We start from the raw sequence: 25,057 nt of genomic DNA, 5'->3' as shown, positions 1-25,057 counted from the left end.
CAAACCACAGGAGTCATCGTGGATTTCGCCTATTCCGCCCGCACCGAGGAACTGCTCGGCAAGCTCGAAACCTTCATGTCAGAGCACGTCTACCCCGCCGAGAAGGTGTACGACGAGCAGATCGCGGCCAACGAGAACCCGCACGAGCAGCCGCAGATCATGCGCGACCTGCAGGCCATCGCCCGCGAACAGGGACTGTGGAACCTGTTCATGTGTCACGACAATCTGGGCGCCGGACTCACCAACCTCGAATACGCACCCCTGGCCGAGATCGTCGGCCGATCGATCATCGGCAACGAGACCATCAACTGCTCGGCTCCCGACACCGGCAACATGGAGATCCTCGCCATGTTCGGCACCGAAGAGCAGAAAGAGCAGTGGCTGAAGCCGTTGCTGGACTGCAGCATCCGTTCCGCATTCGCGATGACCGAGCCGTTTGTCGCGAGCTCGGATGCCACCAACATCACCTCGACCATCACCCGTGAAGGCGACGAGTACGTCCTGAACGGCCGCAAGTGGTACACCTCGGGCGTCATGGACCCGGACTGCAAGCTCATCATCTTCATGGGCAAGTCCGATCCCGACGGCCCCACCTATCGCCAGCAGAGCATGATCCTGGTGCCCGCCGACGCACCCGGCATCGAGGTCCTGCGCGATCTACCGATGTTCGGATTCAAAGACCGACTCGGCCACGGCGAGGTCCAGTTCACCGACGTACGGGTACCGGCGAGCAACATGCTCGGTGCCGAAGGTGACGGATTCGCCATCGCCCAGGGACGACTCGGACCCGGCCGCATGCATTACGCCATGCGCGCAATCGGTATGGCCGAACGCGCACTGGACATGATGTGCAAACGGTCGTTGGAGCGCATCGCTTTTGGCGGACCACTGTCCGATCAAGGTGTCGTCCGCGAGTGGATTGCCCGCAGCCGCATCGAGATCGACCAGATCAGGTTGTTGGTCCTGAAATCGGCATGGCTGATGGACACCAAGGGCAATGCGTCGGCACGGTCGGAGGTCGCCGCGATCAAGGTGTCCGCCATGGAGGTCGCGCACAACGTGGTGAACCGCGCCGTGCAGACCTACGGTGCAGCCGGGGTCAGCGATGACACCATCCTCGCCCGCCTACACGCCATCACCCGTGCACTGCAGATTGCGGACGGCCCCAACGAAGTTCACCTGCGGACCATCGCACGCCTGGAAGTGAAGAAGCACAAATGAGCACATCGGACCTGACCGGCAAGGTCGCCCTGGTCACCGGCGCGAGCCGCGGTCTGGGACTGGCCATCGCCAAGGGTCTCCTCGAGGCGGGCGCGACCGTGATCGTGTCCAGCCGCAAGATCGAGGCCTGCGAAGCAGCGGTTGCCACACTCAGCGACAGCGGACCGGGCACCGCACACCCCTTTGCCCTGCATGTGGGCAAATGGGAGAGCATCGAGCCTGCAGTCGATCAGATCATCGAGCAGTTCGGAAGCCTGGACATCGTCGTCAACAACGCCGGCATCGCGCCGCTCGCCGAGAACCTCATCTCGGTGACGGAAGGTCTGTGGGACAAAACGATCGAGGTCAACCTCAAAGGGCCGTTCCGCCTGATGGCCGTTGCCGGTGAGCGCATGGTCTCCGCAGGCGGTGGTTCGATCATCAACATCTCGAGCATCGGTGCCGAACGACCCAGCCCGCCCGAGGCCATGTACGCCGCCGCCAAGAACGGACTCAACGCCCTCACCCGCGCCTTCGCGCAGGAATACGGGCCGACCGTCCGGGTGAACTGTGTGATGCCCGGTGGTTTCGCCACCGACATGGCCGAGAACTGGGATGACGAGTTCATCGGCAAGATCGTCGATCGGCTGCCCGCAGGCCGGCTGGGATTGCCGGTGGAGATCGCCGGCATGGTGACCCATCTGGCCTCTGACGCAGCTGGTTACACCACCGGAGCCATCATCCCCGTTGATGGTGGCCGAACCGCGGTCTACTGATGACCAGTCCGAACTGTGATGCACGGGAGAAGTGATGACTGACAACACACCTGGATCGGGATCGATGCTGACCTCGATGTTCGGTCTGTCCGACCGCGCGGCGATCGTCACCGGCGCCTCGTCCGGCCTCGGGCTCGGGTTTGCCCGCACGCTGGCAGCTGCCGGTGCAACGGTCTATGCCGCCGCCCGTCGGCTCGATCGGCTCAATGCACTGGCCGACGAGGTACCCGGCGTCGTCCCGGTTCGTTGCGACATCACCGACGACAGCGAGCGCAAGGCCCTGGTCGACGAGGTCTACAACACCTCCGGTCGCCTCGACATCCTGGTGAACAATGCAGGCATGCCCGGCCCACCGAATGCCGAAGACGAAACGGTCGACGGGTTCAACTCGATCCTCGAGGTCAACCTCGTCGCAGGGTTTCATCTGGCGACGTACGCGTCCACCCGCCTTTCCGAGGGCGAAACGGCCTCGTACATCAACATCTCGTCGGTGATCGGGCTGGTGTCCACCGCCCCGATCGGCGGAGCCAGCTACGCCGCGTCCAAGGCCGGCACCCTTGGACTCACCCGCGAACTCGCCGGTCAATGGGGCCGACGGGGCATCCGCGTCAACGCGGTTGTCCCCGGCTGGTTTGATACCGAGATGACCGATGGCCTGTTCAGCAACGACAAGTCCGCCGGCTGGGTCCGCCGCAACACCATGCTCGGCCGCGGTGGCACCGAAGGCGAGATCAACGGCGCCGTGCTCTTCCTGGCCTCGGATGCCTCGTCGTACATGACCGGGCAGACCCTGATCGTCGACGGCGGCTGGACCGCACGCTGATGTTGGCCGTTCAGCTCACCGCCTGGCGCCATTCACCTGTGGTCCGGGAGATCCCCGACCCCGTGCCCGGCGGCGAACAGCTCCTGATCAAGGTCGGGGCGGCCGGATTGTGCCGCTCCGACCTCAGCGTCATGGACTCCCCGACCGACCGGTTCGACTATCCGCTGCCGCTGACACTCGGACACGAGGTCGCCGGAACAGTTGTCGACGCCGGACCGGCAGGCGACCGCAGTCTGATCGGCAAATCCGTGGTGGTGCACGGTATCTGGTCCTGCCGCAACTGCCGCAACTGCCGTCGTGGACGGCAGAACTACTGTCTCGAACTCGTGCCCCGACCCGATGGGCGGCTTTCTCCGATCGGCAACGGACTCGGCCATCACGGTGGGCTCGCCGAGCTGATGTTGGTCCCGTCCGCCGAAGTACTCGTCCCCACCGGATCGCTGCCCGCCGAACAGGCCGCGCCCCTGGCCGACGCCGGGTTGACCGCCTACCACGCGATTGCAACCCACAAAGACCTGATCGACAGCGACACTGTTGCTCTAGTTGTCGGAATCGGTGGACTCGGCCATCTGGCAGTACAGATCCTGCGGGCGTTCGGTGTGCGGCACATCATCGCCGTCGACAACCGCGCGCAGGGCCACGACCTGGCGCTCGAGTTGGGCGCGCAGACAAGCCATCTGAGCCTGGAAGCTGCCGCCCCCGACATCGCCGCACTCGGCGGCGCCGATGTGGTCTTCGACTTCGTCGGCGCACCTGCCACCGTCGAACCGGCACCGGCGCTACTTGCCCCCGGCGGACGAATCGTCGTTGTCGGCACCGCAGGTGGGCGCCTCACCGTCGGCAAAGACCTTGGTATGCCGAATGGTTGGCAGGTCAATGCCCCGTTCTGGGGAACCACCACAGATCTGCGCGACGTGGTCGCGTTGGCACAGGCGGGCACCCTGCATTCAGAGGTCACGAGATTCGGTTTCGCAGACATCCCCACGGCATACCGACAATTACGATCCGGCGCTTTCGCCGGCCGTGGGGTTCTGGTCCCCGGGGTCTGAGCTCCCATCTGAACGCGACATCGACAGCAACCGAAAGAGACAGCGCAGTGAAAAAACTTGCACAGGAAATGGTCGCCAGGGCCCAGACTGATCCGGATTCCATCGCCGTCATCGACGAACTGGGCAACCACAGTCTCAAAACCGTGGTCGACGCTGCTCGCGAACTCGCCGACCGCATCGCCGCCATCGACGAAGCACCGCCGACCGCACTCATCCAGGCCGACAACACCTGGCAGACCCTGGCCACCGCGGTGGCCGTCGGGATGCGCGGCGGTCTGGTCGCCGTCTTCAGCCCGCACGCAACCGAATCCGAGTTCGACCTGGCCCTGGAAGACATCGCACCCGACATCGTTGTCGGCGACCCGGCATCGCTGGCTCATTGGGGCGTGGACACCGAGCGGTTCGGCAACTCGGTACAGGCCTTCGACACCCGCCTGCTGCGTTCGGGCACAGCAGGATTCGGGGACATCGACCGTTGGCAGGGAGGCACCGCAATCGCGATGACCTCTGGTTCGACCGGGCGACCCAAATGTGTTGTGCAGTCAGAAGATGCCATCCGCTACGCCTGTCAGAGCACGATCGACACCGTCGGACTGCGGTCAGGCGAGGCCATCGGCGCGTTTGTCCCACTGTCATCGGTTGCGGCCTTCTGCTTCGGCATGTATCTCCCCGCCTACCTCGGCGGACCTCTCGTCGCCATCGGGAAGTGGTCGCCCGCAGCAGCGGTGGACGCGATGGCGAAACACGCTGTCGCCTGGACGATGCTGGTACCGACCATGGCACTGCAGCTGTCGGTGACCGACGGTTCCCAGGGCCGACTCTCGAACGTACGGGCACTGACCGTCGGCGGCGGGCCGATGAACGAGCGCGCACTCGAAAACGCCGAGACGACATTGGGAACCACATTCCTGCGGGTCTTCGGAATGTCGGAGTGCCTCGGCCACACCACACCTGCGCTCGACGATCCCCCCGCGATCCGGCTCGGCCGAGACGGTCGTCCGTTTCCGGGCACCACTGTGCGGGCCGTCGACACCAGCGGTGTCCCGGTACCCACCGGCGAGATCGGTGATGCTCAGGTCAAAGGCCCGTCCATGTTCATCGGTTACGCCAGAGGTGGCAGCCCGGTTGCGCCCGCGCTGTCTCCCGACGGATTCCTGCCCACCGGCGACCTCGTCGAGGTCGGCGACGACGGCACCATCGCGGTGATGGGTCGCCAGAAGCAGATCATCATCCGCGGTGGCCGCAACATCGACATCAACGAGATGGAGTCGGCCATCGCCGGACTACCCGAGGTTGTCCAGGTATGTGTGGTCCCGGTCCCCGATGACATGCTCGGCGAACGCGCTGCGGCACTGGTGGTCACCCGCGGCGAGCAGCTCACCCTGGAAAGCGTGACGCACCAGCTCGCCGCAACCGACTTCCCCAAGTTCAAGTGGCCCGAGTACGTCTTCACGGTCGACGATCTGCCACAGAATCGCGTGGGCAAGCTGTCGCGACCGGACGCGGTGAGCCTGGCCACCGGCCTCGCATCCAAAACTGACCCTAATTCACCTCAGTGAGAGGTAGAGTCGGAACAGCCGTGTACATGCCAGACCCCAGGGGGCCCAATGACCACTGATACCGAGGTTCGTCGCGAGAGCCCGCGATCCAAACGAACCCTCATCCTATCGGTGGCGATCGACCAGTTCGGCAAAGTTGGCTACGAACACACCAAATGGGCGTCGATCGCCGACGAAGTAGGTATTGGCCAAACCGCGCTCTACCACTACTTCGAGTCCAAAGCGCATTGCCTTTTGACGATCATGCGCCTCGAATTGGCCGAATCCGCCGAACGGTTCACCGCTGCCACGGCCGGTATCACCGATCCCAAGGACGCCCTGCGTGCCGCGGTCGCCGCGGCACTCGAAGCAACTCCCACCGAGGCATCGCAGCGGCGAATCCTGCAGAACCACATGGATCTGCTGGCCACCGAGCGCCAGTCCGTCAAAGAGGAAGCCGAACGTCTCCGGTCGCGCGACCTGGTCGGCGAGATCGAGCAGAACTGGACCGACCTGATCGCCCGCGGCATCAAATCCGGCGACTTCGTCGATTCCGATCCACATCTGCTGGGCCGACTCGTGCTCGCCCTGGTCATCAGCATCTGGCGCTGGTACCGGCCCGGCGGCAAGATCACGCTCGACGAGATCACCACGCTGGTCACCGACGCCGCCATCCGGGTCGTCAGCAAATAGATCGCCGCCTTCGATCGACGTTGCCCTTTTCGTCGGCCGAGAGTAATGAACTGAATTCACTTAGGAGTTTTGATGTACAACCTCATCCTCATCGCAGCGCGTCCGACCGACTGGACCCATGATCAGTTCATGACGTGGTGGCGGGGAGAACATGCCGACGTGACCTACCCACTACCCGGACTACTGCGCTGGCAGCACACCGAACTGCTCGAATCGTTCGGCAGTCGGTCAGAAGGATGGGATGGACTGTCAGTCTTGAGCTTTGAGTCACGAGAAGCTCTTGAAACTGCGCTGGCGAGCCCACAGTGGCAGGCCGCCGTCGACCATGTCGGCACCATGGGTGGTCGTCGGATGATGTGGTACGGCGACGAAAAGACGATGGTTCCACTCGGCACCAGCGAAGAATGACCACCTCAGCATGACAGTCGAGTGGGCGCGGGCCGGGTGCACGCAGATTGTCGATGGCGTGCACCGGATTCCGCTGCAGATGCCGCAGGACGGGCTCCGCGCGATCAATGTGTACGTGCTGGAGACCAGCAATGGACTGGCCCTGATCGACGGCGGCTGGCACCGGCCCTCGACCCACGATGAGCTCTCCGCAGCACTCGCCCAGATCGGGCGCAAGCCGTCGGAGATCCACGACATCTATGTCACCCATGTGCACCGCGATCACTACACATTTGCCATAGAACTCCGGCGCCGCCACGGATCTCGGGTACATCTAGGTCGCGCCGAGGCCCCTGGGATCGATGCGATCAAGCGACTACGCAGCAACGTCCCCGAGAGTTCGATCCGCGAGTTGCATCGAGCCGGCGACACCGCCATCGCCGAGCAGGCCTATCGGAGTTCGATCGACGAGCCCTTCGCCACCGACGACTGGGAGCTGCCGAACACCTGGCTCTCCCCCGGGCCGATCGACATCCCGGGATATTCCATGACCGCGGTACACACACCCGGTCACACAAAGGGCCACATGGTCTTTCACGATACTGAGCGCGGCGTCTGCTACACCGGTGACCACGTCCTGCCGACCATCACACCGTCCATCGGATTCGAACTCGGCGACTGGGAATTACCCCTGGGCCAGTATCTACAGTCGTTGACGATGCTGCTCGACGAACCCGAGTGCACCATGCTCCCCGCGCACGGTCCCGTCGGCAGCGATGTGCACACACGCTGCTTGGAACTGTTGGCCCATCACGCTCGCCGCCTCGACCAAACCCTCAGTGCTGTCGTTGAATTGGGGCCAAGCGTAGGCCTCCGGATCGCCCAGTCCCTGACGTGGACACGTCGCGAACGACGCTTCGCCGACCTGGATTCTTTCAATCAGATGGTCGCGACGTGCGAAACACTCGCCCACCTCGACGTGCTGGTCGACCGCGATCTGCTCTCGGTGACCAAGAACGACGGGGTTGATACCTTCAGCATCCACTGAGTGGTTCACGCGTGCATCTGTTGCTCTGAAATGGGTGTTGGTGACGCGTAATCCAGCGACGCCACCACTTGTCGGTGGGTGCTGATAGAACTGTTTCATGACGTCGGGGGTGGCAGATCTGATCAACCGCATCGAGGGCATGGCCCTGGATGCGGAGGAGGTCGTTGCTGTCCGTGAGGTGCTGTCCCGCAGGCTCGTTGACATTTCTGCGCCATCATCTGCGGGTTTCGGCAGCACAGGCCAGCGGCCGATCGAAAAGGGCTGAGCGCGTCGGCGATTGGCACACACCCTCGAGCGAGGTGATTGCACCGATCTATCCGCATACTGCTGCAGCATTGCGTGACGGCGCGATCGGGGTAGCACATTACAACGTGATCCACGATGTGTTGATGGCCTTGCCGGGCACGATCCAGCGATCTACCAACTTGGTCCGAGGGTAAACGTTTGATGGCCGATGCGGCGCGGACGATGGACCCCGATGAACTGAAAAAGGTTGGTCTGCACCTACATGCGCATCTGAACCCCGACGGCGAGTTCGACGACAGCGACCGTGCGCAGAAGCGGGAGTTGTCGGTCTCCAAGCAGGGCGCCGATCACATGGCCGGGATCAAAGGCACTCTCGACCCGGCGACCAAAGCGCTGTGGGATGTCGTCGCGGCGAAGTGGGCGGCCACCGCGGCCTACCCGCACAGGTCATCGTGACGATGACGTTGGAGCAACTCGAAAAGGAAGCCGGGCTGGCGACCACCGCCTCTGGTGGTGTCTTGAGCATCAAGGATGCGCTGAAGCTGGCCGGGGTGAGCCGCAAGTTCCTGGCGTTGTTGGATGACAAGCACCGGCCGCTGCATCTCGGCCGTGAGGAACGGTTGGCTACTGCTGATCAGAGACTCGCTCTGATTGCCGCGGAGCGGGGCTGCTCACGCCCGGGGTGTGATGCCCCGGCCCCGGAATGCGCGGTCCATCACATTCGGGAGTGGGCCAAGGGAACCCGGACAGTGACGCTGATGCGCAATGGTTCATGCAGCGTGCGCGGGCAGTGTTCGAGGAGAAAACCGTCGAGCCGCAAGAGTTCGCAGTCGATCTCGGCTGGCCCGATACCTCCTGGCGCTACGCTGCCTGAAACCCTTGTTCAGTCAGCAGTCCAGCCGCCGTCGACGTACATTTCCGAACCCGTCACGAAGGTCGAATCGTCGCCGGCCAGGAAAGCCACCATCGCAGCCACCTCCGAAGCTCGGCCCAGACGTCCCATCGGGGTGTGGGCAACCATCGAACGATACCGATCGGAGCCCGCGTAGCGATCCAGCAGCGGCTGGGTCTCGATGAAGCCGGGGTGCAGCGAGTTCACCCGCACACCCTTCGTCGCCCAATGCAGCGCAGCATTCTTCGTCATCGTCCGCACGGCGCCCTTTGCGGCAGCGTAGGCGAAGCTGTTGCCCAGCCCGCCCACGCTGCCGAGGATCGAACAGATGTTGACGATCGAGCCGCCGCCGGTCTGCTCGATGACCCGGCCGGCATGCTTCATCCCGAGCCAGGTACCGGTCTGGCTGACCGCGATGACACGGTTGTATCGCTCGAGGTCCTCGTCGACCACGGTCTCCAGGCTCCCGATGGCGCCGTTGTTCACCAGTGCGTCAAGATGTCCGAACCGCTCTGAGATCGACTCGATGACACTCTGCCACTGCGCTTCCTGCGTGATGTCGAGTGCAATTGCCTGGTGCCGCTCAGGAACATCCTGAGACGCCACCAGTGCCTCGCATGTCAGCCCGTCCACATCGGTGGCGACCACGTGAGCGCCTTCCGAGGCGAGACGAGCAACGATCTCGATACCGATCCCGCCGGTGGCCCCCGTCACGAGGACCACCTTGTCGCGGAGTCGAGTGTTCATCGAAGTCACTGTCTCTGAATCCTTTTCCGTCATAGCCTGCCCGACCGCCTACAGCTTGCTCAGTACGTTACGTCCGCCGAAGAGCATTGCGACCGCAACACCCACGGTGGTCACCGCTGTCATCAACAGTGCCATGGCGGCCACGAGCGGGTACGACCCGTTCTGCCACATGTCGTAGAGCAATGTGCCCATCACCTGCGTTGTCGAAGCCCGCACGAGCAGGGATGCCGCGAACTCGTGGGTGAGCAGGATGAAGATCAACGCAATCGCACTGAAGATCGTCGGACGCATGAGCGGCAACATGATTCGCAGTGTCGTCACCATCGGTGAGGCACCACTGGTTGCCGAGGCCTCGGTGTAGGTGTTGCCCAGCGACAGCATCGAAGTCATCTGCATGCGGACCGCGAACGGCAACATCAAGACCACATACACCAGGATGATCACCAGTCGAGTGCCGTACAGGATGAACGGCGGCTCGGTGTACACCATCAAGAAGCCAACACCGAAGATGACAGCCGGAATACCCATCGGCAGCGCGGTGATCAGATCCGCGATCAATCCCAAGATCTTGAAACGACGGCCCCGCACAAGGAGATTCGCTATCACGTAGCCGATCGGAATACAGATCGCCACGGCTCCGATGGATGTCACAACGCTGGTGATGACCGATTCCACGATCGAATTCGTTGCGAACAGTTCTCTGTAGTTCGCCAGCGTGAACAGATCCCAGCTCAAAGATCCCGACCAGTACGGCGTCAGCGAGACGATGATCAGGCCGATCAGCGGCAGCACCAGCGCGAACAGGGAGAAGATCGCGATGACCGCCGCCGACCAGGTCCCACGTCCGGCGGGGTTCACAAACGACTTGCCGCCGTGCGTGACAAACCGCGACTGATTTCCGAGCAGTCCCTTCTGGATCAGGACAACTGCGAGACCGAAGATCACCAGCGGCGAGCCTGCGGCCGCTGCGGCGGCGAAATCCGAAGGCGATTGCGACACCCGCTGGTACATCTCGGTGGTGAGAACTTTGACGCCGCTGTTCTGACCGAGCATCAACGGTCCGGTGAACTGACCGAGCCCGAGCAGCAACGCGATACCACCACCGTAGATCAGCGATGGACGCAGCAGCGGGAGAACCACTTTGAAGAAGATCCCGAATGTCGACGAACCACTGATCTGCGCGGCCTCGAGATGTTCGGAGCTGATGTTCTGCATGCCCGAACTGACGAACAGGTAGACAAAGGACGTCAGGCTGAAGCCGGTGAGGATGATGATCCACGGCACTGTGTAGACGTCGATGGGTCCGGAGTCGAGACCGCTCCACCACGGAAGCTTCCGGAGGAGCACGTTGAGGTATCCGGGTCCCGGGGAGAGCAGGAATGCCCAACCGACGATGTTGGCCACCGAGGGCATGACGATCGGGAGGATCGGAATGATCTTGAGCCAGCCCAGTTTCGCCGGTAGGCGACTGGCCGCGTAGGCCAGGAGGGTGCCCAGCACCAGAGCGATCACCAGCGAACCGACAGCAAGTGCGCATGTGGTCCACAACGTCTTGGCGATGTCATAACGACCGTACTGCGACTTGTAGCCGGCGGCACCATCTTCGAACGCCAGCATCTGCAACCGGACCATCGGCAGCACCACCAGGTATCCCAGGACTGCCAGGAGTGCGATGTATCCGATCCGGGCGCGCCAGTGCGACGGGATCGTCAGCGACCGCGTGGGGGTCGCTACGGCGGCAGTAGTCATGACGAAATACTCCCGCTGCCTGCCGCGACGAGGTCCGAGGCATTCGCCGATGAGCCAGTCGGATCTCCGTAGACACGCAGGCTGTCCGGCGAGAAGCTGATGACCATCGGGGCGCCGGTCGACGTCTGACGCAACCGCGATCCATGATCAGAAGCCTTGGCGCGCAACGACAGCTTCTCGGTTCCGGTCTTGACCATCACGTCGAAGTACCGGCCACCGTATTCGTGATCCACCAGCTCGGCATGCAGTGCGACATTGCCTGCAGGCACATCCGAGAGCGACTCGTGCAGGAAGACGTCGTCCGGACGGAACCTGGCGACGGCGTTCTCACCCTCATCGGCCCGATCACGCACCACGGCACCGCTGAGATCGATGATGTCGCCGGCACTGGTGATCCAGCCTTCGTGACCACGCTTGAGTTCGAGCCGGTTGCCCATTCCGATGAAGGCGGCAACGTACTCCGACGCCGGCTTCTCGAAGACGTGTTCCGGGGCGTCGTACTGTTCGATCTTTCCCGACTTCATGATCGCCAACCGGTCACCCAGAGCAAAGGCCTCGGCCTGATCGTGTGTGACGAAAACTGCTGTGAATCCCAGCTTCTGGTGCAGTTGGTGAATTTGCGAACGCACCTGGTCGCGCAGCCGCGCATCGAGGTTGCTCAGCGGCTCGTCGAACAGCATCAGGTCAGGCTGGGCAACCAGTCCGCGGGCCACCGCAACGCGTTGCTGCTGGCCACCACTGAGCTGGGACGGGTACCGGTCCAGGAGGGCACCGCAATCGACCATGTCGGCTGCGGCCTCGACGGCGCCGTCGGAGATCGCCTGCTTCAGCTTCCGAACCTTGAGGGGGTACTTGATGTTTTCGCGGACAGTCATGTGCGGCCACAGCGCGTACGACTGGAACACCATGCCGATATTGCGTTTGTGTGCAGGCACATTGAGCTTGGCATCGGAATCGAAGACCATCTTGTCGCCGAAAGCGATCGAACCGCCCTGCGGGGTCTCGAGCCCTGCCAGACAACGCAACGTGGTGGTCTTGCCACAACCGCTGGGTCCGAGGAGTACCAGGAACTCGCCCTCCTCGATGTCCAGGTCGAGTCCATCGACCACCACATTCGATCCATAGGTCTTGTTCAGCCCGGAAACTTTGAATTGAGAGGTCATTTCGCGACTCTTTCTGTCGAGATCTTCGGTGTCCGGACTCCGGCCGCCTGACCACCGTCGATGATCAGGTCCGTTCCCGTGATGTAGGCGCTGTCGTCGGTGGCGAGGAAGCGAATCGACTTGGCCACTTCTTCTGACGATCCCCGCCGCTGCATCGGAATGCTCCGCACGTAGGCAACGGTGTCATCGGCAGCAAAGTCCGGCACGGACGTGATCTCGGTTTCGATGCTGCCCGGGCAGACCGCGTTGACCCGGATACCCCGGTCTGCGAGTTCTAGTGCCGCAACCTTTGTCAGTGCGCGGACACCCATCTTCGCGGCGCCGTAAGCGCCCAGTTCCGCGGTGGCCAGAACGCCACGCAGCGACGCCAGGTTCACGATGGAGCCACCGCCGACCATGGCTTCGGCGGCGGCCTTGATGCCGAGGAAGGTACCGACCAGGTTGAGGTCGATCATCTTCCGGAACCCGTCCAGCGACGTGCGCTCGAGCGGCGCTTTGATGGCCGCACCCGCGCTGTTGACCAGGACGTTGAGCACGTGGCCACTCGCGGCCATGGCCGATGTGACTGCAGCCCAATCACTTTCACTGGTCACATCGAGATGGAGGTAGTAGGCGTTCGGCCCGAGCGTATCTGTCCGGGCCTGCCCCGCAGCGTCATCGACATCGGTGAGGTACACCGTCGCGCCCTGTGCTGCAAACAGTTCGGCACTCGCGCCACCGATTCCGCCGGACGCACCGGTCACCAATACGTTGAGTCCGCGCAGCGAAGCTGCCGTGTCATCCATCTTCGTAATACCTTTCGGTTCTTGTCCGCAGGGCGTCAGCTCTGGAAGAGCTTCGACCACTCCTGGGAGTACTGATCAACCTTTTCCGGGGTGAGATCGTCGGTCTCGGGAGATGCAATGTCCTGCGCCCGGGCAACAGCACCCGGAATGTCGGGGAGAACCGCGGCGTAGCCGTCGTTCAGAGCGGTCTGTCCTTCTACGGTCACCAAGAAGTCTGCGAGCACCTGGGCCGCGTTCGGATGCGGGGCACCCTTGAGAACCTGTGTGTACCAGGGTGTTCCCCACGGCTTGGCCGGCAGCGCCCAGTCGACCGGGGCTCCGGCGCTGACCTCGGTCACCAGGGGCTGAACCGAAGGACTCACCACGACCTCACCCGAGGTCAGTGCCTGGGCAACACCGAGGGCACTGGGGTAGACGCGGGGATTCAGGGCAGCGATCTGCTTCCAGTAGTCCTCGCCGTAGTTGGCGGAGAAGAAGCGGTACATGTCGACGTACGAGGCGATTCCGGTCGGGTTTACGATGCCGATCTTGCCCTTGTAGGCGGGATCGATGATGTCGTCGGGAGTGCTCAACCCACCCGGGACAGCGGTGGTGTTCCACCCCATAGAGAAGACTGCGGCGCTGGTGAGGAAGAAGCGATTGTTGATGACACTCTTCTCGGGCTCGAACGCCGGAGCTTCGAGAGCCGGTCCGACGAGTTCTGCGGAGTACGCGCCCGATTCGGCGGCCGTGTTGATCCACGACGCGTCGGTGAGCATGTGGACGTCGGCGGTGCCTTTGCCGGTCTTGCTCTCGGTCTCGACCCGGGGGTTGATCTCGGGGTCGGTGCCACGAACGAACTCCATGGTGATCTCTGGATACTTCGCCTCGAATGCCGTCTTGAGAGACTCCAGGTTCGCCGGCTTCTGGCTCGAGTACAGCATCACGCTGCCCTCCTCGTTGGCCGCCGCCACGACGTCGTCCCAACTCCCGTCGACGGCCTGGTTCGACGAGTTCGAAGAACCACCGCAGGCGACGGTCGCGAGAAGGGCGAAGGCCGTGGCCGCAGCGCCCAATGCCCTGGAAAAGGTTTTCATGTTCCTGGTCCCTTCGGACTCGACGATGAGCCTTCGACGTGGAGCGGAAGTCCAGGAGTCACCTTCCTGAACTGATTTCAGTTTGAAAGCTACTGTTCCTCCGCTGTGGTGTCAATCACTTCTCGGAAATTGAAGTGAATTTGTTTCGGATGCCCTATAGCGGCGGCATCGGCCCCGCGGACCCCGGATTCATCTCCCACCGAACGGTGGGTCAACACGCGATCAGGACGCCGTGGCAGCCGCGGTGAGCCCGAAGACCAGGGCCGAGGCGATACCACCGGCGTAGGCCCCATGCCACAGGCCGCCGGTATCAGACCCGGCCGCAAGCAACCCCGGGATCGGAGCGCCTGCGGCGTCGAGGACTCGCGCCTGGTCGTCGATCAGGATCCCGTGAAACGGGAAGGTGACGGCCGGGACCGTCTCGATGACGTAGTACGGCCCCTCTGAGAGCGACTCGCGATCCCGCTGCCGTCCGGGCGTCAGGTCCTCGCCGTTATCGGCGGCCCGATTGAATTCGGCGATCGCAGCTCCGATGGCGACGCCGTTGTAGCCCCACTCTTCAGGTAGGTATTCGAGCTCATCGAGGTCTTCGGCCATACCCACCCGGCCACCGCGCTTGCCTGCCAGCTCGAACTTGTCGAGCGCAACGGCACCTTCGACGTAGGACGCGAGCATCCAGTCACGGTGCACGCGCGCATCCGCGATCAGCAGCCCGCGGCCCTCCGGCTGGTCGAGAAGAGCCATCGTCGTCAAATGATCGCCGAGTGTCTCGTCCACGAAGCGCTTGTTATCGAGGTTGAACAGCAACGCATGCTCGCTGTAATAGAGAGACATGTCGACGAAGTCGGCCGGGTCCGCGAGTTCCACACCACTGGGGATCAGGTGTCCATAAAAGCCGACGTTGTCCGGACCGGCGGCGGCACCAACGGCCATCGCCAGCCGATAGCCTGCACCACAGCTATTCGGGTTTGAGCGCAGCTGCATCTTCCCGGCACCAGGATGGACGTGTTGGGCGAGTAGCTCTTTGTCGCCCTGGAAACCTCCGGTCGCGAGCAATGTGTTCGCGGCCGAGATCTCTCGCGACTCACCGAGACCAGTTCGCACGAGAGCGCCGGTCACGACTCCGTCGACGCTGAGAAGGCTGTCGGTCTCGGTGCGGAGCAGGACCTCACCACCGGCATCGATGACAATGCGACGGCACGTGTCGATGTAGTGGTTGGTGTCGAATTTGTGGCCCTGTCCCCCGAAGCTCAGGATCCGTTGGGCGTCGTCAACGTCGATCCCGACCGAGCGGATCCACTCCACACCCCCAGGAAAGCGGTCGACCAGAGCATGCTTGAGCGCCGTATCTCCGTGCGGATTCTCTGCATCCATCACCTCACGGGTGGGAGCAGTCCAGGCATAGCCGGCAAACCGCGCCGATCCGCCGACGTCCCCGCCGACCTCCAGCAGACAGACCCTCTTTCCGCACGACGCGGCTTTGGCGCCTGCCGTCAATCCGGCCATTCCGGCACCGACAATCAGAAGGTCAAAGGCTTCGTTGGACATACGCTCCTCTACTTTCGCCCGCCAAGAGGCCGGCAGCTGATGGCCCGTCGGCAGCCACGCAAAAGCGGGTAGACCAGGCCACACGGAAACAGAACTGATTTCGGTTCAGTAAGATTTTCACGATTCGTAAGCGGTGTCAATCACCAGTCCACCAGATGCGAGGCCTACTGCATACAACGCTTGCGTTGTGGGGTGGATCACCCTAAGCTGAACCGAATTAACTTCAGCTTCCAGAAAGAGGACGCCCCGAAATGAATCGCAACTTCATCCGCGCTGCGGTGGCGGTCGCCGCCGTTGCCCTGACGCTGACCGCGTGCGGTAGCAGCTCGTCGGGTACTTCTGAGCCTGTCTCCGGCTCGTGGGACGACGTCGTCGCCGCGGCCAACGAAGAAGGCAAGGTCACGATCTACTCGACGCAGGCCGCGCCCCGGCTCGCAGCGCTCGAGGCAGCATTCGAATCCGCCTATCCGGAAATCGATCTCGAAGTGGTCCGAGGTGTCGACGCCGATCTGCTGTCCAAGATGGACGCCGAGAGCAAGTCCGGCAAGGGCATCGGCGACCTCGCCGTCATCACCGACGTCTCATGGATGCAGGCCAATGAGGACTCGGACGCCGCAGTCCCGTTGATCGGGCCGAGTTTCGACAACCCCGACTATGACCGCGACGCGAGCATCCTCAACGACCGCTTCTTCCTCGAAGGCGCCGTCCTTCTCGGCTTCGGCTGGAACACCGGCCTGCTGCCGACCGGCATCTCCACGCCTCAGGATTTCCTGGATCCGGCACTCAAGGGCAAGGTCGGCATCGTCAATCCGGCGACCTCGCCCACGTACCTGGACTACTACTCACATATCGAGAAGTACTACGGCGGACGCGAGATCCTGGAACAGATCGCAGACCAGAATCCCCGCATCTACCCGAGCAACCAGCCCCTGGCCCAGGCGATTGCGTCCGGTGAGATCAGCGCCGGGCTGATGGCAGACCCGATGTTGCCCAACAAGGAAGCCGGCGCACCGGTCGAATGGGCCGCGGGCGAACATGTCTGGGGTGCCAAGTGGTACGGACTCGCACTGGGTACCGCGCCGCATCCGAACGCCGCACAGGTCCTCGCCGACTTCATGGTCACGGCACCGGGGCAAGAAGCCACGTCCGTCGGATACAGCTCGGTGCTGCCCGACATCGAAGGTTCGCTCGCTTTGGCCCAAGAGGTACCGGACCAGAACACGGATGTGACCGTCGGAGACGGCGCAGACAAATACCGCGACGAACTCGAGCAGATCTTCAACTGACACAACCTCGCCCGCGTGCAGCCGGTTCCGGCAGCACGCGGGCTTTGTCGTCCCGGCCGGGCAGTGCCGGGGCGTTCGACATCAACTGAAAGGCAGAAGATGACCGACAAGCAGTTCGCCGGCAAGATCGCGGTTGTGACCGGCGCCGGATCCGGCATCGGCGCGGCGACGGCAAAGGCACTCGCCGATCGCGGCGCCCTGGCCGTTTACCTGTGCGATGTGAACAAAGCCGCCGCGGAGGCGGTTGCCGCCGAGATCGAGGTCGGCCAGGCCATCGGACTCGACGTCAGCGATTCTGCCGCGGTGGCCAATGCCTTCGGTGCGATCATCGCCGCACAGGGACGCATCGACGTGGTTGTCCATGCCGCCGGTGTCGACGACCCGAAGAGCAAGCAGCGCATGTACGACGCCGCCGAAAAGGGCGAACCGATCGACATCCTCTCCCATCTCGAGGACGACGACTGGCGGCGCGTCATGTCCATCAATCTCGACGGCACGTTCTACGTACTGCGTGAAGCCGTGCGTGCGATGAAGCCGGTCGGGATGGGATCGATCGTCACCATCGGATCGTCATCCGGGTTCGACACCCTCATCGGGTACCCGCACTACGGTGCGTCCAAGGCCGGCGTGCACGCACTGAGCCAGTCCGTGGCCAAAGAGGTTGCTCCCTTTGGCATTCGCGTGAACACCGTGGCACCGGGGCCAGTGGACACCGGCATGGCGGCCCGCACCCCCGCACACTTGCGCGAAGCGATGGCTTCGAGCGGCGCCCGCGGCTATGCCACGCCCGAAGAGCTGGCCGACAACATCCTGTATCTGGCATCCGACGCCGCCGTGAACCTCGTGGGTGTTGTCCTGCTCAGCAACGGTGGTCGGTTCACGGTCTGAGAACCGCTGCACCACAAGTGAATCCGTGCGCCCTCACGGGGTCTTCGGTTCGACCAGCACCCGCGTCCGCGGTTCGGTCACCAAATACTCCGTGAGGAGCGTGCGCAGCCGGTACTCCGGCACGGTGAGCCGCTCGGTCTCCTGGGACCGATACTCCGACCAATCCTTGAACATGCAGTACTCGACGAAGGTGTCGGACGAATCCGCAGACGTGGCCAGCGTCCATCGCCTGGCACCGAGTCGAAGGCGTGAGCGTCGGAGCTCATCCATCGCCTCGACGAACCCACTCGCACCTTCTGGGATCACCCGATAAGTGGTCTCGATGATCACCCACTTGCCCTCATGCCCGGGCGGTGGAGCAACCGGGGCCGGAGCCTGCGCGAGGTCTGGAGCGATCTGATCACTGGGCATGATCCCGCGCCGGATCACCTCAACCGCCGAAATGGCCATCATCAACGCGGACAGCAGGATTGCCGTACGCAGACCGACCACGTCGGCGAGTACACCCCACAGCACCGCACCCACGGCCTGACTGCCCTGGAACATCAGCATGATGAACGCGATCACCCGCGCCTTGATCCATGGCGGCACAGCCGCGTGAGTTGCGATCATCCACGTGCTCTGCACACCCACCCAGGCTGCCCCGACAACCACCAGCAGGGCGAACATGACGCTGAACCAGGGCACCAACGCCAGGCCTGCGAGCACAATCGCATACGCCCCGGAGCCCAGCGCCACAAAGTGATTCCAGCTCATCCGGGCCCGCACCGGCATCAGCGCAACGGTACCGAGTACCGCCCCGACCCCGATTGCTCCGGAGAGCACCCCGAACTCGAATGTGGTCACCTGTAGCCGCTCGTGTGCCACGATCGGCAACAGGCCCCACAGGCAACTTGCCGGTATGCCAAACATCGTCAGCCGCAACAGCAGTCGGCGAGTCCATCGGGAATGCCGGATGAACCGCAGGCTTCCACCGACTGCTTCAGACACCGATCGGTGCGGGTCGGCTCGTCCGATATCGCCGGGAACATTCCATGCCGAAATCGCCGTACACAGCGCAAACAGGACCGCGATCAGCACAAATGCCCATGTCGCACCGAACCCGGCCAGGACCGCGCCCCCGACAACCGGTCCGACTGCCCGGGCTCCGTTGAACACAGCGCCGTCGATGGCCGGTACCACCATCAACATGTCTCGAGTGACGATGTGGGGTAACAACGCCTGCCAGACAATGGCAACCGAGGCCAGCCCGGCGCCTGCGATGAACACCGCGCTCATCAGAACGGGTGTCGTGGCCATGCCGAGTTCTTCCAGGACAGCCAGCAAGATCGACGCCGCCAACAGAACGAGCGAGGTCCCGACAAGTAGTGTCCGATGGCTGACGAACTCGGCAATCGCGCCCAGTGGCAGGGCCAACAGAAAGAACGGGAGGCTGGCAGCAAACTGAACCAGCGATACCGTTGCCGCCGATTCGCCGGCTTCGGTGAGCGTCCATTGGACGGCAAGCACGAGAATCCAGACCGCCACACTTGCGCTCAGCGAGAAGCCGAGCATGTTGCGCAACCGCCGCACACGCAGTGGCGCAACAAGGCTCATCGTCTGAGCGCTGCTCATCATGTTCCAACTCCGTTGATCGGTCTCGTTTGAACTTAGTTCAGGTGACACCGAGTGTGTGCTACTTTCGGGCAAATACCCAAACTGAACTCACTTTTGTCCGGCGGGTATTGCATCTCACTCAACGGAGGTTCGCCATCACCACTGCAAACCGGATCGTCTGCCTCGCGTCGGCCCCCACCGGAGCCCTCACCACTGAACACTTCTCGATCGTCGAAGTAGATGTTCCAGAGCTCACACCCGGGCAGGTGCTGGTGCAAAATACCTGGCTGTCGATCGATCCGTCGATCCGAATCCGCCTGGGCACCAACGCTCCGGCCGGGTACCTACCTCCGCTACGAGCAGGTGATCCTCTCGCGGGTTTGGCACTGGGAGTGGTGGTCGAGTCCCGCAGCCCCGACTTCGCTCTCGGTGACCTGGTCTCCCACATGCACGGCTATCGGGATTACGCCGTGGCCGATGCCGGGGCCGCCGGTGCGCTGGGTGGAGCCGGAGCACTGACCAAGATCAATACCGGAGTCCTTGAGCCCCAATGGTTCCTCGGCCCGCTTGGCAGCTCAGGACTGACCGCGTACGTCGGTTTGTTCGAGATCATCGGCATCAAACCCGAAGAAACACTGTGGGTTTCCGCTGCCGCCGGCGCGGTCGGAAGCATCGCCGTGCAGTTGGCCAAGCTACGCGGTGCCACCGTTGTGGCATCAGCCGGAGGCTCCGGCAAGGTCGCCCAGCTCTCCGGACTCGGCGCTGACCACGCATTCGACTACCGCAGTGGCGATCTTCCCTCGCTCGTGGCCGAGGCCGCACCCGGCGGGATCGACGCCTACTTCGACAACGTCGGTGGTGATCATCTGGCTGCCGCGCTCGACAATCTGCGCGAACACGGCCGCGTTGCCATCTGCGGAGCGGTGTCCACCTACGACACCGACACACCCACTCCGGGCCCTTCGAACCTCTTCCAGATAACCGCAAAGAGTCTACTACTCCGCGGTTTTCGCGCTGGTTCGTACAACCACCTCTACAACCAGGTGCGCTCAGAGATCGCGCAGCACCTCACCGACGGCACGATGAGTCACCAGGAGTCGGTGTTCAACGGATTGGATCAAGCACCCGCCGCGCTCGTCGCGATGCTCAACGGGCACACCACCGGAAAAACGCTATGCCGACTCGATTGAGCCGGCATAGCGCAGTGCTGTGGGCTCAGCCCACAAACAGCTTCTCCCACTGCTCCTGATAGCGGGAGATCGTCTCCGGCGTCAGCGAAGCGGTGTCAGGGAATGCAATATCCTGCGCCCGTCCAACAGCTCCCGGGATATCCGGCAGTACGCTGCCGTACCCCTTCGACAGAGCCACCTGGCCATTGGTGGAGACGAGAAAGTTTGCCAGGATCTGGGCCGCATTCGGATGCGGTGCCGAGGTCAGCACATGGGAGTACCACGGCGTCCCCCACGCCGGATCCGGCAGAATCCAGTCGACGGGAGCGCCGGCCTCCATCTCGCGGATGAGCGGCTGCACCATGGGTGTTGCCACGATCTCGCCGGAAGCGAGCGCTTGCCCGATAGCCAATGATCCGGGATAGGTCCGCGGCTCGAGTGCCGCCAGATCTACGTTGAACTGTCCATCGCCCCAGTTCTTTTCGAAGAACTGGTATTCATCGACAACCGCCGCGAAACCGGACGGGTTGACCACTCCGATCCGCCCACGCAGAGCCGGATCGAGCAGATCTTCCGGAGCCCGTAGGCCTTGCGGAAGTTCGTTGATGTTCCACCCGAGCGCCATGATCGCAGCGCTGGTCAGGAATAGTTTGTTTCCGAGCACACTGCTGTCGCGGTCATAGGCCGGATCATCGAACGCGGGGCCGACGATGTCCACCGAGTACGCACCGGAATCAGCGGCGGCCTTGGCCCATGCGGGATCGGACAGCATGTGCACATCAGCGATGCCCTTGCCGGTCCGGTTTTCCGCCTCCACCCGCGGGTTCGTCTCTACGTCAGTACCGCGCGTGAACTCGAGCTTGATTTCTGGATACTCCTGCATGAAAGCAACTTTCAACGCTTCCAGGTTCTCCGGATGTTGCGTGGAGTAGAGGTGAACGCTGCCCTCTTCCTTGGCAGCGGCGACGATGTCATCCCAGTTCCCTTCCACGGGACCGGAGGCCGATGGATCACCCCCGCACGCCGCCGTGAAGACCAGCGCACCGGCGACGCCGACCGCAATCGTTGTTCTGGCAAGCAATTTCAACGTGACCTCCAGATGACCGTGGCAGACACCGATGGCTGCCACGTGACGAGACTCGGATAGTCGAGACACAAACTGACATCAGTTCAAGTAACTTAGCCGACTAGAATTCGTGATGTCAATCACGATGCAGATCACGTGAGATTGCCATCACGTCACAGACGATCGTCTCGAGAAGCTTCAGCGAGGGTGGTACAACGTGACCTCGCTGGCCTTGATCACCAGGTACACCTCGTCGTCGGCGACCAGGTCGAGATCGGCGACAGCCGCCCACGTGATCGCTGCAGCGACCGCCTGGGTGCCCACACCGGTATCCACCCGCGCCAGATCACCTTGCGGAACGATCCGCGTGACAACGGCTTTCACGACGTTTCGAGGACTTCCCGTCGGCGGTGTCCGGTAGATCGCGACCGCGGTCGGCGAAAACGCGGCCATGACCGGGTCATCGACGGCCAGCCGGGTATCGGCCATCCCGGTGATGCCGAAGACCCCGGCATCGAGGGCATCTCCGTCCCAGTGCCCGGCAACAAGATTGAGTCCGGCCAATTGCGCGGCAAACTGATTCGCCGGACTGGTCAGCAGTTCACGCACCGGACCACGGTCCACGACCTTGCCGTCGCCCAAGATGATCGCCGAGTCGGCCAGGGTGACCGCATCGGCGATGTCATGGGTCACGAGCATTGTGGTGCGAGCACGGTCCGCGAGGATGCCTCGCATCAGCACCCGGATACGCTGGGCCACATCGATGTCGAGCGCACTGAACGGCTCGTCGAGCAACAGGAGCGCCGGATCGGCTGCCAGAGCCCGGGCCAGCGACACCCGCTGCGCCTGCCCGCCGGACAACTGTGACGGTTTGCGGTCTGCCAGGTCGATCGCATCCACTGCTTCCAGCCACCGCTGGGTTCGCGCGCGCACCTCGGCGCGGGGCAGTCGTGCCGCCGCCGGAGCGAACGCGACATTTTGCCGAACGGTCAGATGGGGGAAGAGCATGCCCTGCTGCGAGAGCATCGCGACACCACGCTTGTGCGGCGGGACAAACACTTTCGGGCCGACGAGTTCACGCCTGCCGACGGTTATCGTCCCCATTGCGGGTTTGAGCAGACCCGCCAGCAAGTTCATGAACGTACTCTTGCCTGCGCCGTTCGGGCCCAGGACAGCCACCGTGGCACCGGCCGGAACTGTCAGCTGCAGGTCCAGAAACGGGACGTCACTGCGTAATTCGGCAACAAGATCCCCGCTCATATCGCAACCGCCCGATGAGAATCGCGCAGGTGCACGGCGATGACCACAAACAGCGCCACCAGTACCAGCACCATCGACAGCGGCAGGGCCTTTTCCGGTTCACTGATCGATTCCACGTAGATCGCCAGCGGCGCGGTCTGGGTGACCCCCTGCAAGTTGCCCGCGAAGGTTATCGTGGCGCCGAATTCACCGAGCGCACGCGCAAAGGCCAGGACCATCCCCGAGAGCAACGCCGGAAACACCAACGGCATGGTCACTTTCCACAGGGTGTGCGTCGGCGATGCCCCCAATGTGGCCGCCACCTGTTCATACCGGTTGCCGACGCTGCGTAACGCCCCTTCGAGACTGATCACCAGAAACGGCAACGCCACGAAGGTCTGAGCGAGGATGACCGCCGTTGTCGAGAACGCGATGTCGATGCCGATCGCCACCAGATGTTCGCCGACCAGGCCGAACTTGCCGAAGGCATAGATCAATCCGATACCACCGACCACCGGCGGCAGCACCAGTGGTAGCAGCACCACCGAGCGCAGCAGCCGAATGACCACACCGGTACGCCGGGCGAAAACGATGGCCATCGGCACACCCAGCACGATGCACAACACGGTGCTGATCATCGCGGTCCGAAGGCTAAGCAACAGTGCATCCCGTGAGACATCAGAGGTGATGTTCTCCCAGAAGTCACTCCACGGCGTGTTGGCGGCAAGGGCGATCGGCGGCAGCATGACCAGGGCCACGCCTATCGCGGCCGGGATGTACAGCCAGGCCGGAACCGATTTCAGCCCACTGGTTTTCAATTGGCAGGACCAAAGCCCATCGACTGCAGCAACGCCGCACCCGGTGTCCCGAGCACCATGTCGACGAACCGCTTCGCTGCGTCTTTGTTCTTGCTCGCAGCGACGACACCGATCGGGTACGCGTTGACCACCGAGGCAAAGGCGGGATCGGACACGGCAGTCACCGTATCGCCGGCACCGGTGGCGTCGGTGACGTACACCAGTCCCGCATCCGCCTGCTTGGTCTGCACTTTGGTGAGCACGCCGGTGACCGCGGTTTCCTCACTGACCGGTTTGATGTCGATACCGGTGTTCTCCTCGACCTTCGCGGTGGCGCTGCCACACGGCACGTCGACCGCGCAGATCACTGTGCTGACATCAGGTTTCGTGAGATCTCCCAGGCTTTGTATGTTCTTCGGATTGCCCGGTTGGGTGATGATGGTGAGGATGTTGGTGGCGAAGATCTGCGGATCAGTCACCGCGTCACCGAGTTTCGCCATGTTCTTCTCATCGGCGGTCGCGATCACATCCGCTGGTGCACCCTGCTGGATCTGGGTCACAAGTGCCTGAGATCCGTCGAAGTTGAACTTCACCTCGATATTCGGGTTGTCCTCGGAGAACTGCGTCGCGAGGTCGGTGAAACTCTTCTTGAGTGATGCCGCGGCGAACACGGTGAGCGTGATCTTTTCCGTGCCGGATGCAGTCCTACTGCCAGTTGAGCTGTCATCGTCGTTCGACGAACACCCCGCCAGAAGCAATGCTACCGACAACAACAGAGCGAACGCTGCGATGACTCTGGACTTCATTCGGCGGGTCTCGTTTCGACGATTACGTTTGTGGCCTTGACGACGGCGGTTGCCACCGAGCCGGGTTTGAGGTCGAGTTCGCGCACCGCATCGGTACTCATCAATGAGGTGACCTCGAACGGACCGCATTGCATCGTCACCTGACTCATCACCGGATCCGACTTCACCTCGGTGACCAGTCCGACAAAGCGGTTGCGAGCAGACCGCGCGACGGGCGCATCGGATGAGGACAGCACCGGCGCGCGCTCACTGGCGAGTTTCGCCAACTCGGCACCGTCGACCACCTGGCGACCACTTGCATCGCTGTGTGCGGACAGTTCGTCCGAAGCGATCAGTCGCCGGACGGTGTCGTCGCTGATCCCCAGGAGTTCGGCGGCTTGGCGGATTCGCAGCTCGGTCACCCACTGAGATTGATCCGCTGCTGCGGTTCTGTCAAGCCTCTGCTTCCGCAGATGCGGAACCCTCTCGTCGCGATGAGTTTTCGCGCGCA

Annotated in this window: 26 protein-coding genes and 1 pseudogene; 15 read left to right on the top strand and 12 right to left on the bottom strand. The window is 62.9% G+C overall.

Going from position 1 to position 25,057, the window contains the following annotated elements; translation table 11 throughout:
• Window positions 1–18 precede the first annotated feature (18 nt).
• From AC1TPF_RS05120 to AC1TPF_RS05065, 12 genes and pseudogenes are all read left to right on the top strand, one after another.
• Window positions 19–1,221: an acyl-CoA dehydrogenase family protein gene (locus AC1TPF_RS05120; protein WP_482136200.1), complete on the top strand. Its 1,203-nt coding sequence runs from the start codon at window positions 19–21 to the stop codon at window positions 1,219–1,221.
• Entirely contained in the window at window positions 1,218–1,976 is a 759-nt protein-coding gene (locus AC1TPF_RS05115) for an SDR family NAD(P)-dependent oxidoreductase (RefSeq protein WP_482142936.1), read from the top strand. Before AC1TPF_RS05120 ends, AC1TPF_RS05115 begins: the two co-directional genes overlap by 4 nt.
• Before the next feature lie 34 nt (window positions 1,977–2,010).
• Window positions 2,011–2,799, top strand: coding sequence for an SDR family NAD(P)-dependent oxidoreductase (locus tag AC1TPF_RS05110; RefSeq protein ID WP_482142935.1), 789 nt, complete (start codon window positions 2,011–2,013; stop codon window positions 2,797–2,799).
• The gene (locus tag AC1TPF_RS05105) at window positions 2,799–3,848 is read left to right on the top strand and encodes an alcohol dehydrogenase catalytic domain-containing protein (protein ID WP_482142934.1); all 1,050 of its coding nucleotides are present in this window, start codon (window positions 2,799–2,801) and stop codon (window positions 3,846–3,848) included. The genes AC1TPF_RS05110 and AC1TPF_RS05105 overlap by 1 nt, the downstream gene beginning before the upstream one ends.
• 47 nt (window positions 3,849–3,895) lie before the next feature.
• On the top strand, window positions 3,896–5,407 hold the full coding sequence (locus tag AC1TPF_RS05100; protein WP_482142933.1) for a class I adenylate-forming enzyme family protein: 1,512 nt from the start codon (window positions 3,896–3,898) through the stop codon (window positions 5,405–5,407).
• A 48-nt stretch (window positions 5,408–5,455) separates the two neighbouring features.
• Complete coding sequence (locus tag AC1TPF_RS05095; protein ID WP_482136205.1) at window positions 5,456–6,079, top strand: TetR/AcrR family transcriptional regulator; 624 nt, start codon at window positions 5,456–5,458, stop codon at window positions 6,077–6,079.
• Window positions 6,080–6,151: 72 nt separating this feature from the next.
• A complete protein-coding gene (locus AC1TPF_RS05090; protein WP_482142932.1) occupies window positions 6,152–6,487 on the top strand; it encodes an EthD family reductase in 336 nt (111 codons plus the stop codon).
• A 10-nt stretch (window positions 6,488–6,497) separates the two neighbouring features.
• Complete coding sequence (locus AC1TPF_RS05085; RefSeq protein WP_482142931.1) at window positions 6,498–7,514, top strand: MBL fold metallo-hydrolase; 1,017 nt, start codon at window positions 6,498–6,500, stop codon at window positions 7,512–7,514.
• A gap of 97 nt (window positions 7,515–7,611) precedes the next feature.
• Window positions 7,612–7,779: a hypothetical protein gene (locus tag AC1TPF_RS05080; protein ID WP_482144101.1), complete on the top strand. Its 168-nt coding sequence runs from the start codon at window positions 7,612–7,614 to the stop codon at window positions 7,777–7,779.
• Window positions 7,712–7,954 carry a DUF222 domain-containing protein gene (locus AC1TPF_RS05075; protein ID WP_482142929.1) on the top strand — a complete coding sequence of 81 codons (243 nt, stop codon included), beginning with the start codon at window positions 7,712–7,714 and terminating at the stop codon, window positions 7,952–7,954. The genes AC1TPF_RS05080 and AC1TPF_RS05075 overlap by 68 nt, the downstream gene beginning before the upstream one ends.
• Window positions 7,955–7,961: 7 nt before the next feature.
• Window positions 7,962–8,353 (top strand): annotated as a pseudogene (locus AC1TPF_RS05070) (DUF222 domain-containing protein); the annotation flags it as partial.
• A gap of 134 nt (window positions 8,354–8,487) precedes the next feature.
• The gene (locus AC1TPF_RS05065; protein WP_482144099.1) at window positions 8,488–8,634 is read left to right on the top strand and encodes a hypothetical protein; all 147 of its coding nucleotides are present in this window, start codon (window positions 8,488–8,490) and stop codon (window positions 8,632–8,634) included.
• A 9-nt stretch (window positions 8,635–8,643) separates the two neighbouring features.
• Here AC1TPF_RS05065 and AC1TPF_RS05060 read toward each other — a convergent pair whose 3' ends face one another.
• From AC1TPF_RS05060 to AC1TPF_RS05035, 6 genes are all read right to left on the bottom strand, one after another.
• Window positions 8,644–9,399 carry an SDR family NAD(P)-dependent oxidoreductase gene (locus tag AC1TPF_RS05060; protein ID WP_482142927.1) on the bottom strand — a complete coding sequence of 252 codons (756 nt, stop codon included), beginning with the start codon at window positions 9,397–9,399 and terminating at the stop codon, window positions 8,644–8,646.
• 48 nt (window positions 9,400–9,447) lie between these two features.
• Entirely contained in the window at window positions 9,448–11,148 is a 1,701-nt protein-coding gene (locus tag AC1TPF_RS05055) for an ABC transporter permease (protein WP_482142926.1), read from the bottom strand.
• On the bottom strand, window positions 11,145–12,311 hold the full coding sequence (locus tag AC1TPF_RS05050) for an ABC transporter ATP-binding protein (RefSeq protein WP_482142924.1): 1,167 nt from the start codon (window positions 12,309–12,311) through the stop codon (window positions 11,145–11,147). Before AC1TPF_RS05050 ends, AC1TPF_RS05055 begins: the two co-directional genes overlap by 4 nt.
• Complete coding sequence (locus AC1TPF_RS05045; RefSeq protein ID WP_482142923.1) at window positions 12,308–13,096, bottom strand: SDR family NAD(P)-dependent oxidoreductase; 789 nt, start codon at window positions 13,094–13,096, stop codon at window positions 12,308–12,310. Before AC1TPF_RS05045 ends, AC1TPF_RS05050 begins: the two co-directional genes overlap by 4 nt.
• A gap of 35 nt (window positions 13,097–13,131) precedes the next feature.
• Window positions 13,132–14,172, bottom strand: a complete 1,041-nt coding sequence (locus tag AC1TPF_RS05040; RefSeq protein WP_482142921.1) for an ABC transporter substrate-binding protein — start codon at window positions 14,170–14,172, stop codon at window positions 13,132–13,134.
• A 222-nt stretch (window positions 14,173–14,394) separates the two neighbouring features.
• Window positions 14,395–15,720, bottom strand: coding sequence for an FAD-dependent oxidoreductase (locus tag AC1TPF_RS05035; RefSeq protein ID WP_482136213.1), 1,326 nt, complete (start codon window positions 15,718–15,720; stop codon window positions 14,395–14,397).
• 251 nt (window positions 15,721–15,971) lie between these two features.
• Here AC1TPF_RS05035 and AC1TPF_RS05030 point away from each other — a divergent pair, with 251 nt between their 5' ends.
• Both AC1TPF_RS05030 and AC1TPF_RS05025 read left to right on the top strand, forming a co-directional pair.
• Window positions 15,972–17,006, top strand: a complete 1,035-nt coding sequence (locus AC1TPF_RS05030; RefSeq protein ID WP_482136214.1) for an ABC transporter substrate-binding protein — start codon at window positions 15,972–15,974, stop codon at window positions 17,004–17,006.
• Window positions 17,007–17,105: 99 nt separating this feature from the next.
• Entirely contained in the window at window positions 17,106–17,894 is a 789-nt protein-coding gene (locus AC1TPF_RS05025) for an SDR family NAD(P)-dependent oxidoreductase (RefSeq protein WP_482136215.1), read from the top strand.
• Window positions 17,895–17,927: 33 nt separating this feature from the next.
• Here the strand turns inward: AC1TPF_RS05025 and AC1TPF_RS05020 are convergent, their stop codons facing one another.
• Window positions 17,928–19,511, bottom strand: coding sequence for an MFS transporter (locus AC1TPF_RS05020; protein ID WP_482142919.1), 1,584 nt, complete (start codon window positions 19,509–19,511; stop codon window positions 17,928–17,930).
• A 41-nt stretch (window positions 19,512–19,552) separates the two neighbouring features.
• Between AC1TPF_RS05020 and AC1TPF_RS05015 the strand changes: the two genes are divergently transcribed.
• Entirely contained in the window at window positions 19,553–20,680 is a 1,128-nt protein-coding gene (locus AC1TPF_RS05015) for an NADP-dependent oxidoreductase (protein ID WP_482142917.1), read from the top strand.
• A 25-nt stretch (window positions 20,681–20,705) separates the two neighbouring features.
• On the opposite strand, the gene AC1TPF_RS05010 is transcribed toward AC1TPF_RS05015, so the two are convergent.
• From AC1TPF_RS05010 to AC1TPF_RS04990, 5 genes are all read right to left on the bottom strand, one after another.
• Window positions 20,706–21,746, bottom strand: a complete 1,041-nt coding sequence (locus AC1TPF_RS05010; RefSeq protein ID WP_482144031.1) for an ABC transporter substrate-binding protein — start codon at window positions 21,744–21,746, stop codon at window positions 20,706–20,708.
• 177 nt (window positions 21,747–21,923) lie between these two features.
• Window positions 21,924–22,985, bottom strand: a complete 1,062-nt coding sequence (locus AC1TPF_RS05005; protein WP_482142916.1) for a sulfate/molybdate ABC transporter ATP-binding protein — start codon at window positions 22,983–22,985, stop codon at window positions 21,924–21,926.
• A complete protein-coding gene (locus AC1TPF_RS05000) occupies window positions 22,982–23,782 on the bottom strand; it encodes an ABC transporter permease (RefSeq protein WP_482136218.1) in 801 nt (266 codons plus the stop codon). Before AC1TPF_RS05000 ends, AC1TPF_RS05005 begins: the two co-directional genes overlap by 4 nt.
• Complete coding sequence (gene modA / locus AC1TPF_RS04995; protein WP_482142914.1) at window positions 23,779–24,567, bottom strand: molybdate ABC transporter substrate-binding protein; 789 nt, start codon at window positions 24,565–24,567, stop codon at window positions 23,779–23,781. The genes AC1TPF_RS05000 and modA overlap by 4 nt, the downstream gene beginning before the upstream one ends.
• Window positions 24,564–24,968 carry a TOBE domain-containing protein gene (locus AC1TPF_RS04990; RefSeq protein ID WP_482136220.1) on the bottom strand — a complete coding sequence of 135 codons (405 nt, stop codon included), beginning with the start codon at window positions 24,966–24,968 and terminating at the stop codon, window positions 24,564–24,566. Before AC1TPF_RS04990 ends, modA begins: the two co-directional genes overlap by 4 nt.
• Window positions 24,969–25,057: the final 89 nt, after the last annotated feature.

It is taken from the genome of Williamsia sp. Y853, from assembly GCF_056786495.1.
The sequence above is the reverse complement of the archived record's forward strand: the minus strand, read 5'-3'. Positions and strand labels throughout refer to the sequence as shown.

Bases quoted from the DNA above. Each gene is read 5' to 3' on its own strand.
- AC1TPF_RS05115 (WP_482142936.1), top strand. From the start codon at position 1,218: ATGAGCACATCGGACCTGACCGGCAAGGTCGCCCTGGTCACCGGCGCG.
- AC1TPF_RS05110 (WP_482142935.1), top strand. From the start codon at position 2,011: ATGACTGACAACACACCTGGATCGGGATCGATGCTGACCTCGATGTTC.
- AC1TPF_RS05105 (WP_482142934.1), top strand. From the start codon at position 2,799: ATGTTGGCCGTTCAGCTCACCGCCTGGCGCCATTCACCTGTGGTCCGG.
- AC1TPF_RS05095 (WP_482136205.1), top strand. From the start codon at position 5,456: ATGACCACTGATACCGAGGTTCGTCGCGAGAGCCCGCGATCCAAACGA.
- AC1TPF_RS05090 (WP_482142932.1), top strand. From the start codon at position 6,152: ATGTACAACCTCATCCTCATCGCAGCGCGTCCGACCGACTGGACCCAT.
- AC1TPF_RS05085 (WP_482142931.1), top strand. From the start codon at position 6,498: ATGACAGTCGAGTGGGCGCGGGCCGGGTGCACGCAGATTGTCGATGGC.
- AC1TPF_RS05080 (WP_482144101.1), top strand. From the start codon at position 7,612: ATGACGTCGGGGGTGGCAGATCTGATCAACCGCATCGAGGGCATGGCC.
- AC1TPF_RS05060 (WP_482142927.1), bottom strand. From the start codon at position 9,399: ATGAACACTCGACTCCGCGACAAGGTGGTCCTCGTGACGGGGGCCACC.
- AC1TPF_RS05055 (WP_482142926.1), bottom strand. From the start codon at position 11,148: ATGACTACTGCCGCCGTAGCGACCCCCACGCGGTCGCTGACGATCCCG.
- AC1TPF_RS05050 (WP_482142924.1), bottom strand. From the start codon at position 12,311: ATGACCTCTCAATTCAAAGTTTCCGGGCTGAACAAGACCTATGGATCG.
- AC1TPF_RS05045 (WP_482142923.1), bottom strand. From the start codon at position 13,096: ATGGATGACACGGCAGCTTCGCTGCGCGGACTCAACGTATTGGTGACC.
- AC1TPF_RS05040 (WP_482142921.1), bottom strand. From the start codon at position 14,172: ATGAAAACCTTTTCCAGGGCATTGGGCGCTGCGGCCACGGCCTTCGCC.
- AC1TPF_RS05035 (WP_482136213.1), bottom strand. From the start codon at position 15,720: ATGTCCAACGAAGCCTTTGACCTTCTGATTGTCGGTGCCGGAATGGCC.
- AC1TPF_RS05030 (WP_482136214.1), top strand. From the start codon at position 15,972: ATGAATCGCAACTTCATCCGCGCTGCGGTGGCGGTCGCCGCCGTTGCC.
- AC1TPF_RS05025 (WP_482136215.1), top strand. From the start codon at position 17,106: ATGACCGACAAGCAGTTCGCCGGCAAGATCGCGGTTGTGACCGGCGCC.
- AC1TPF_RS05020 (WP_482142919.1), bottom strand. From the start codon at position 19,511: ATGATGAGCAGCGCTCAGACGATGAGCCTTGTTGCGCCACTGCGTGTG.
- AC1TPF_RS05005 (WP_482142916.1), bottom strand. From the start codon at position 22,985: ATGAGCGGGGATCTTGTTGCCGAATTACGCAGTGACGTCCCGTTTCTG.
- modA (WP_482142914.1), bottom strand. From the start codon at position 24,567: ATGAAGTCCAGAGTCATCGCAGCGTTCGCTCTGTTGTTGTCGGTAGCA.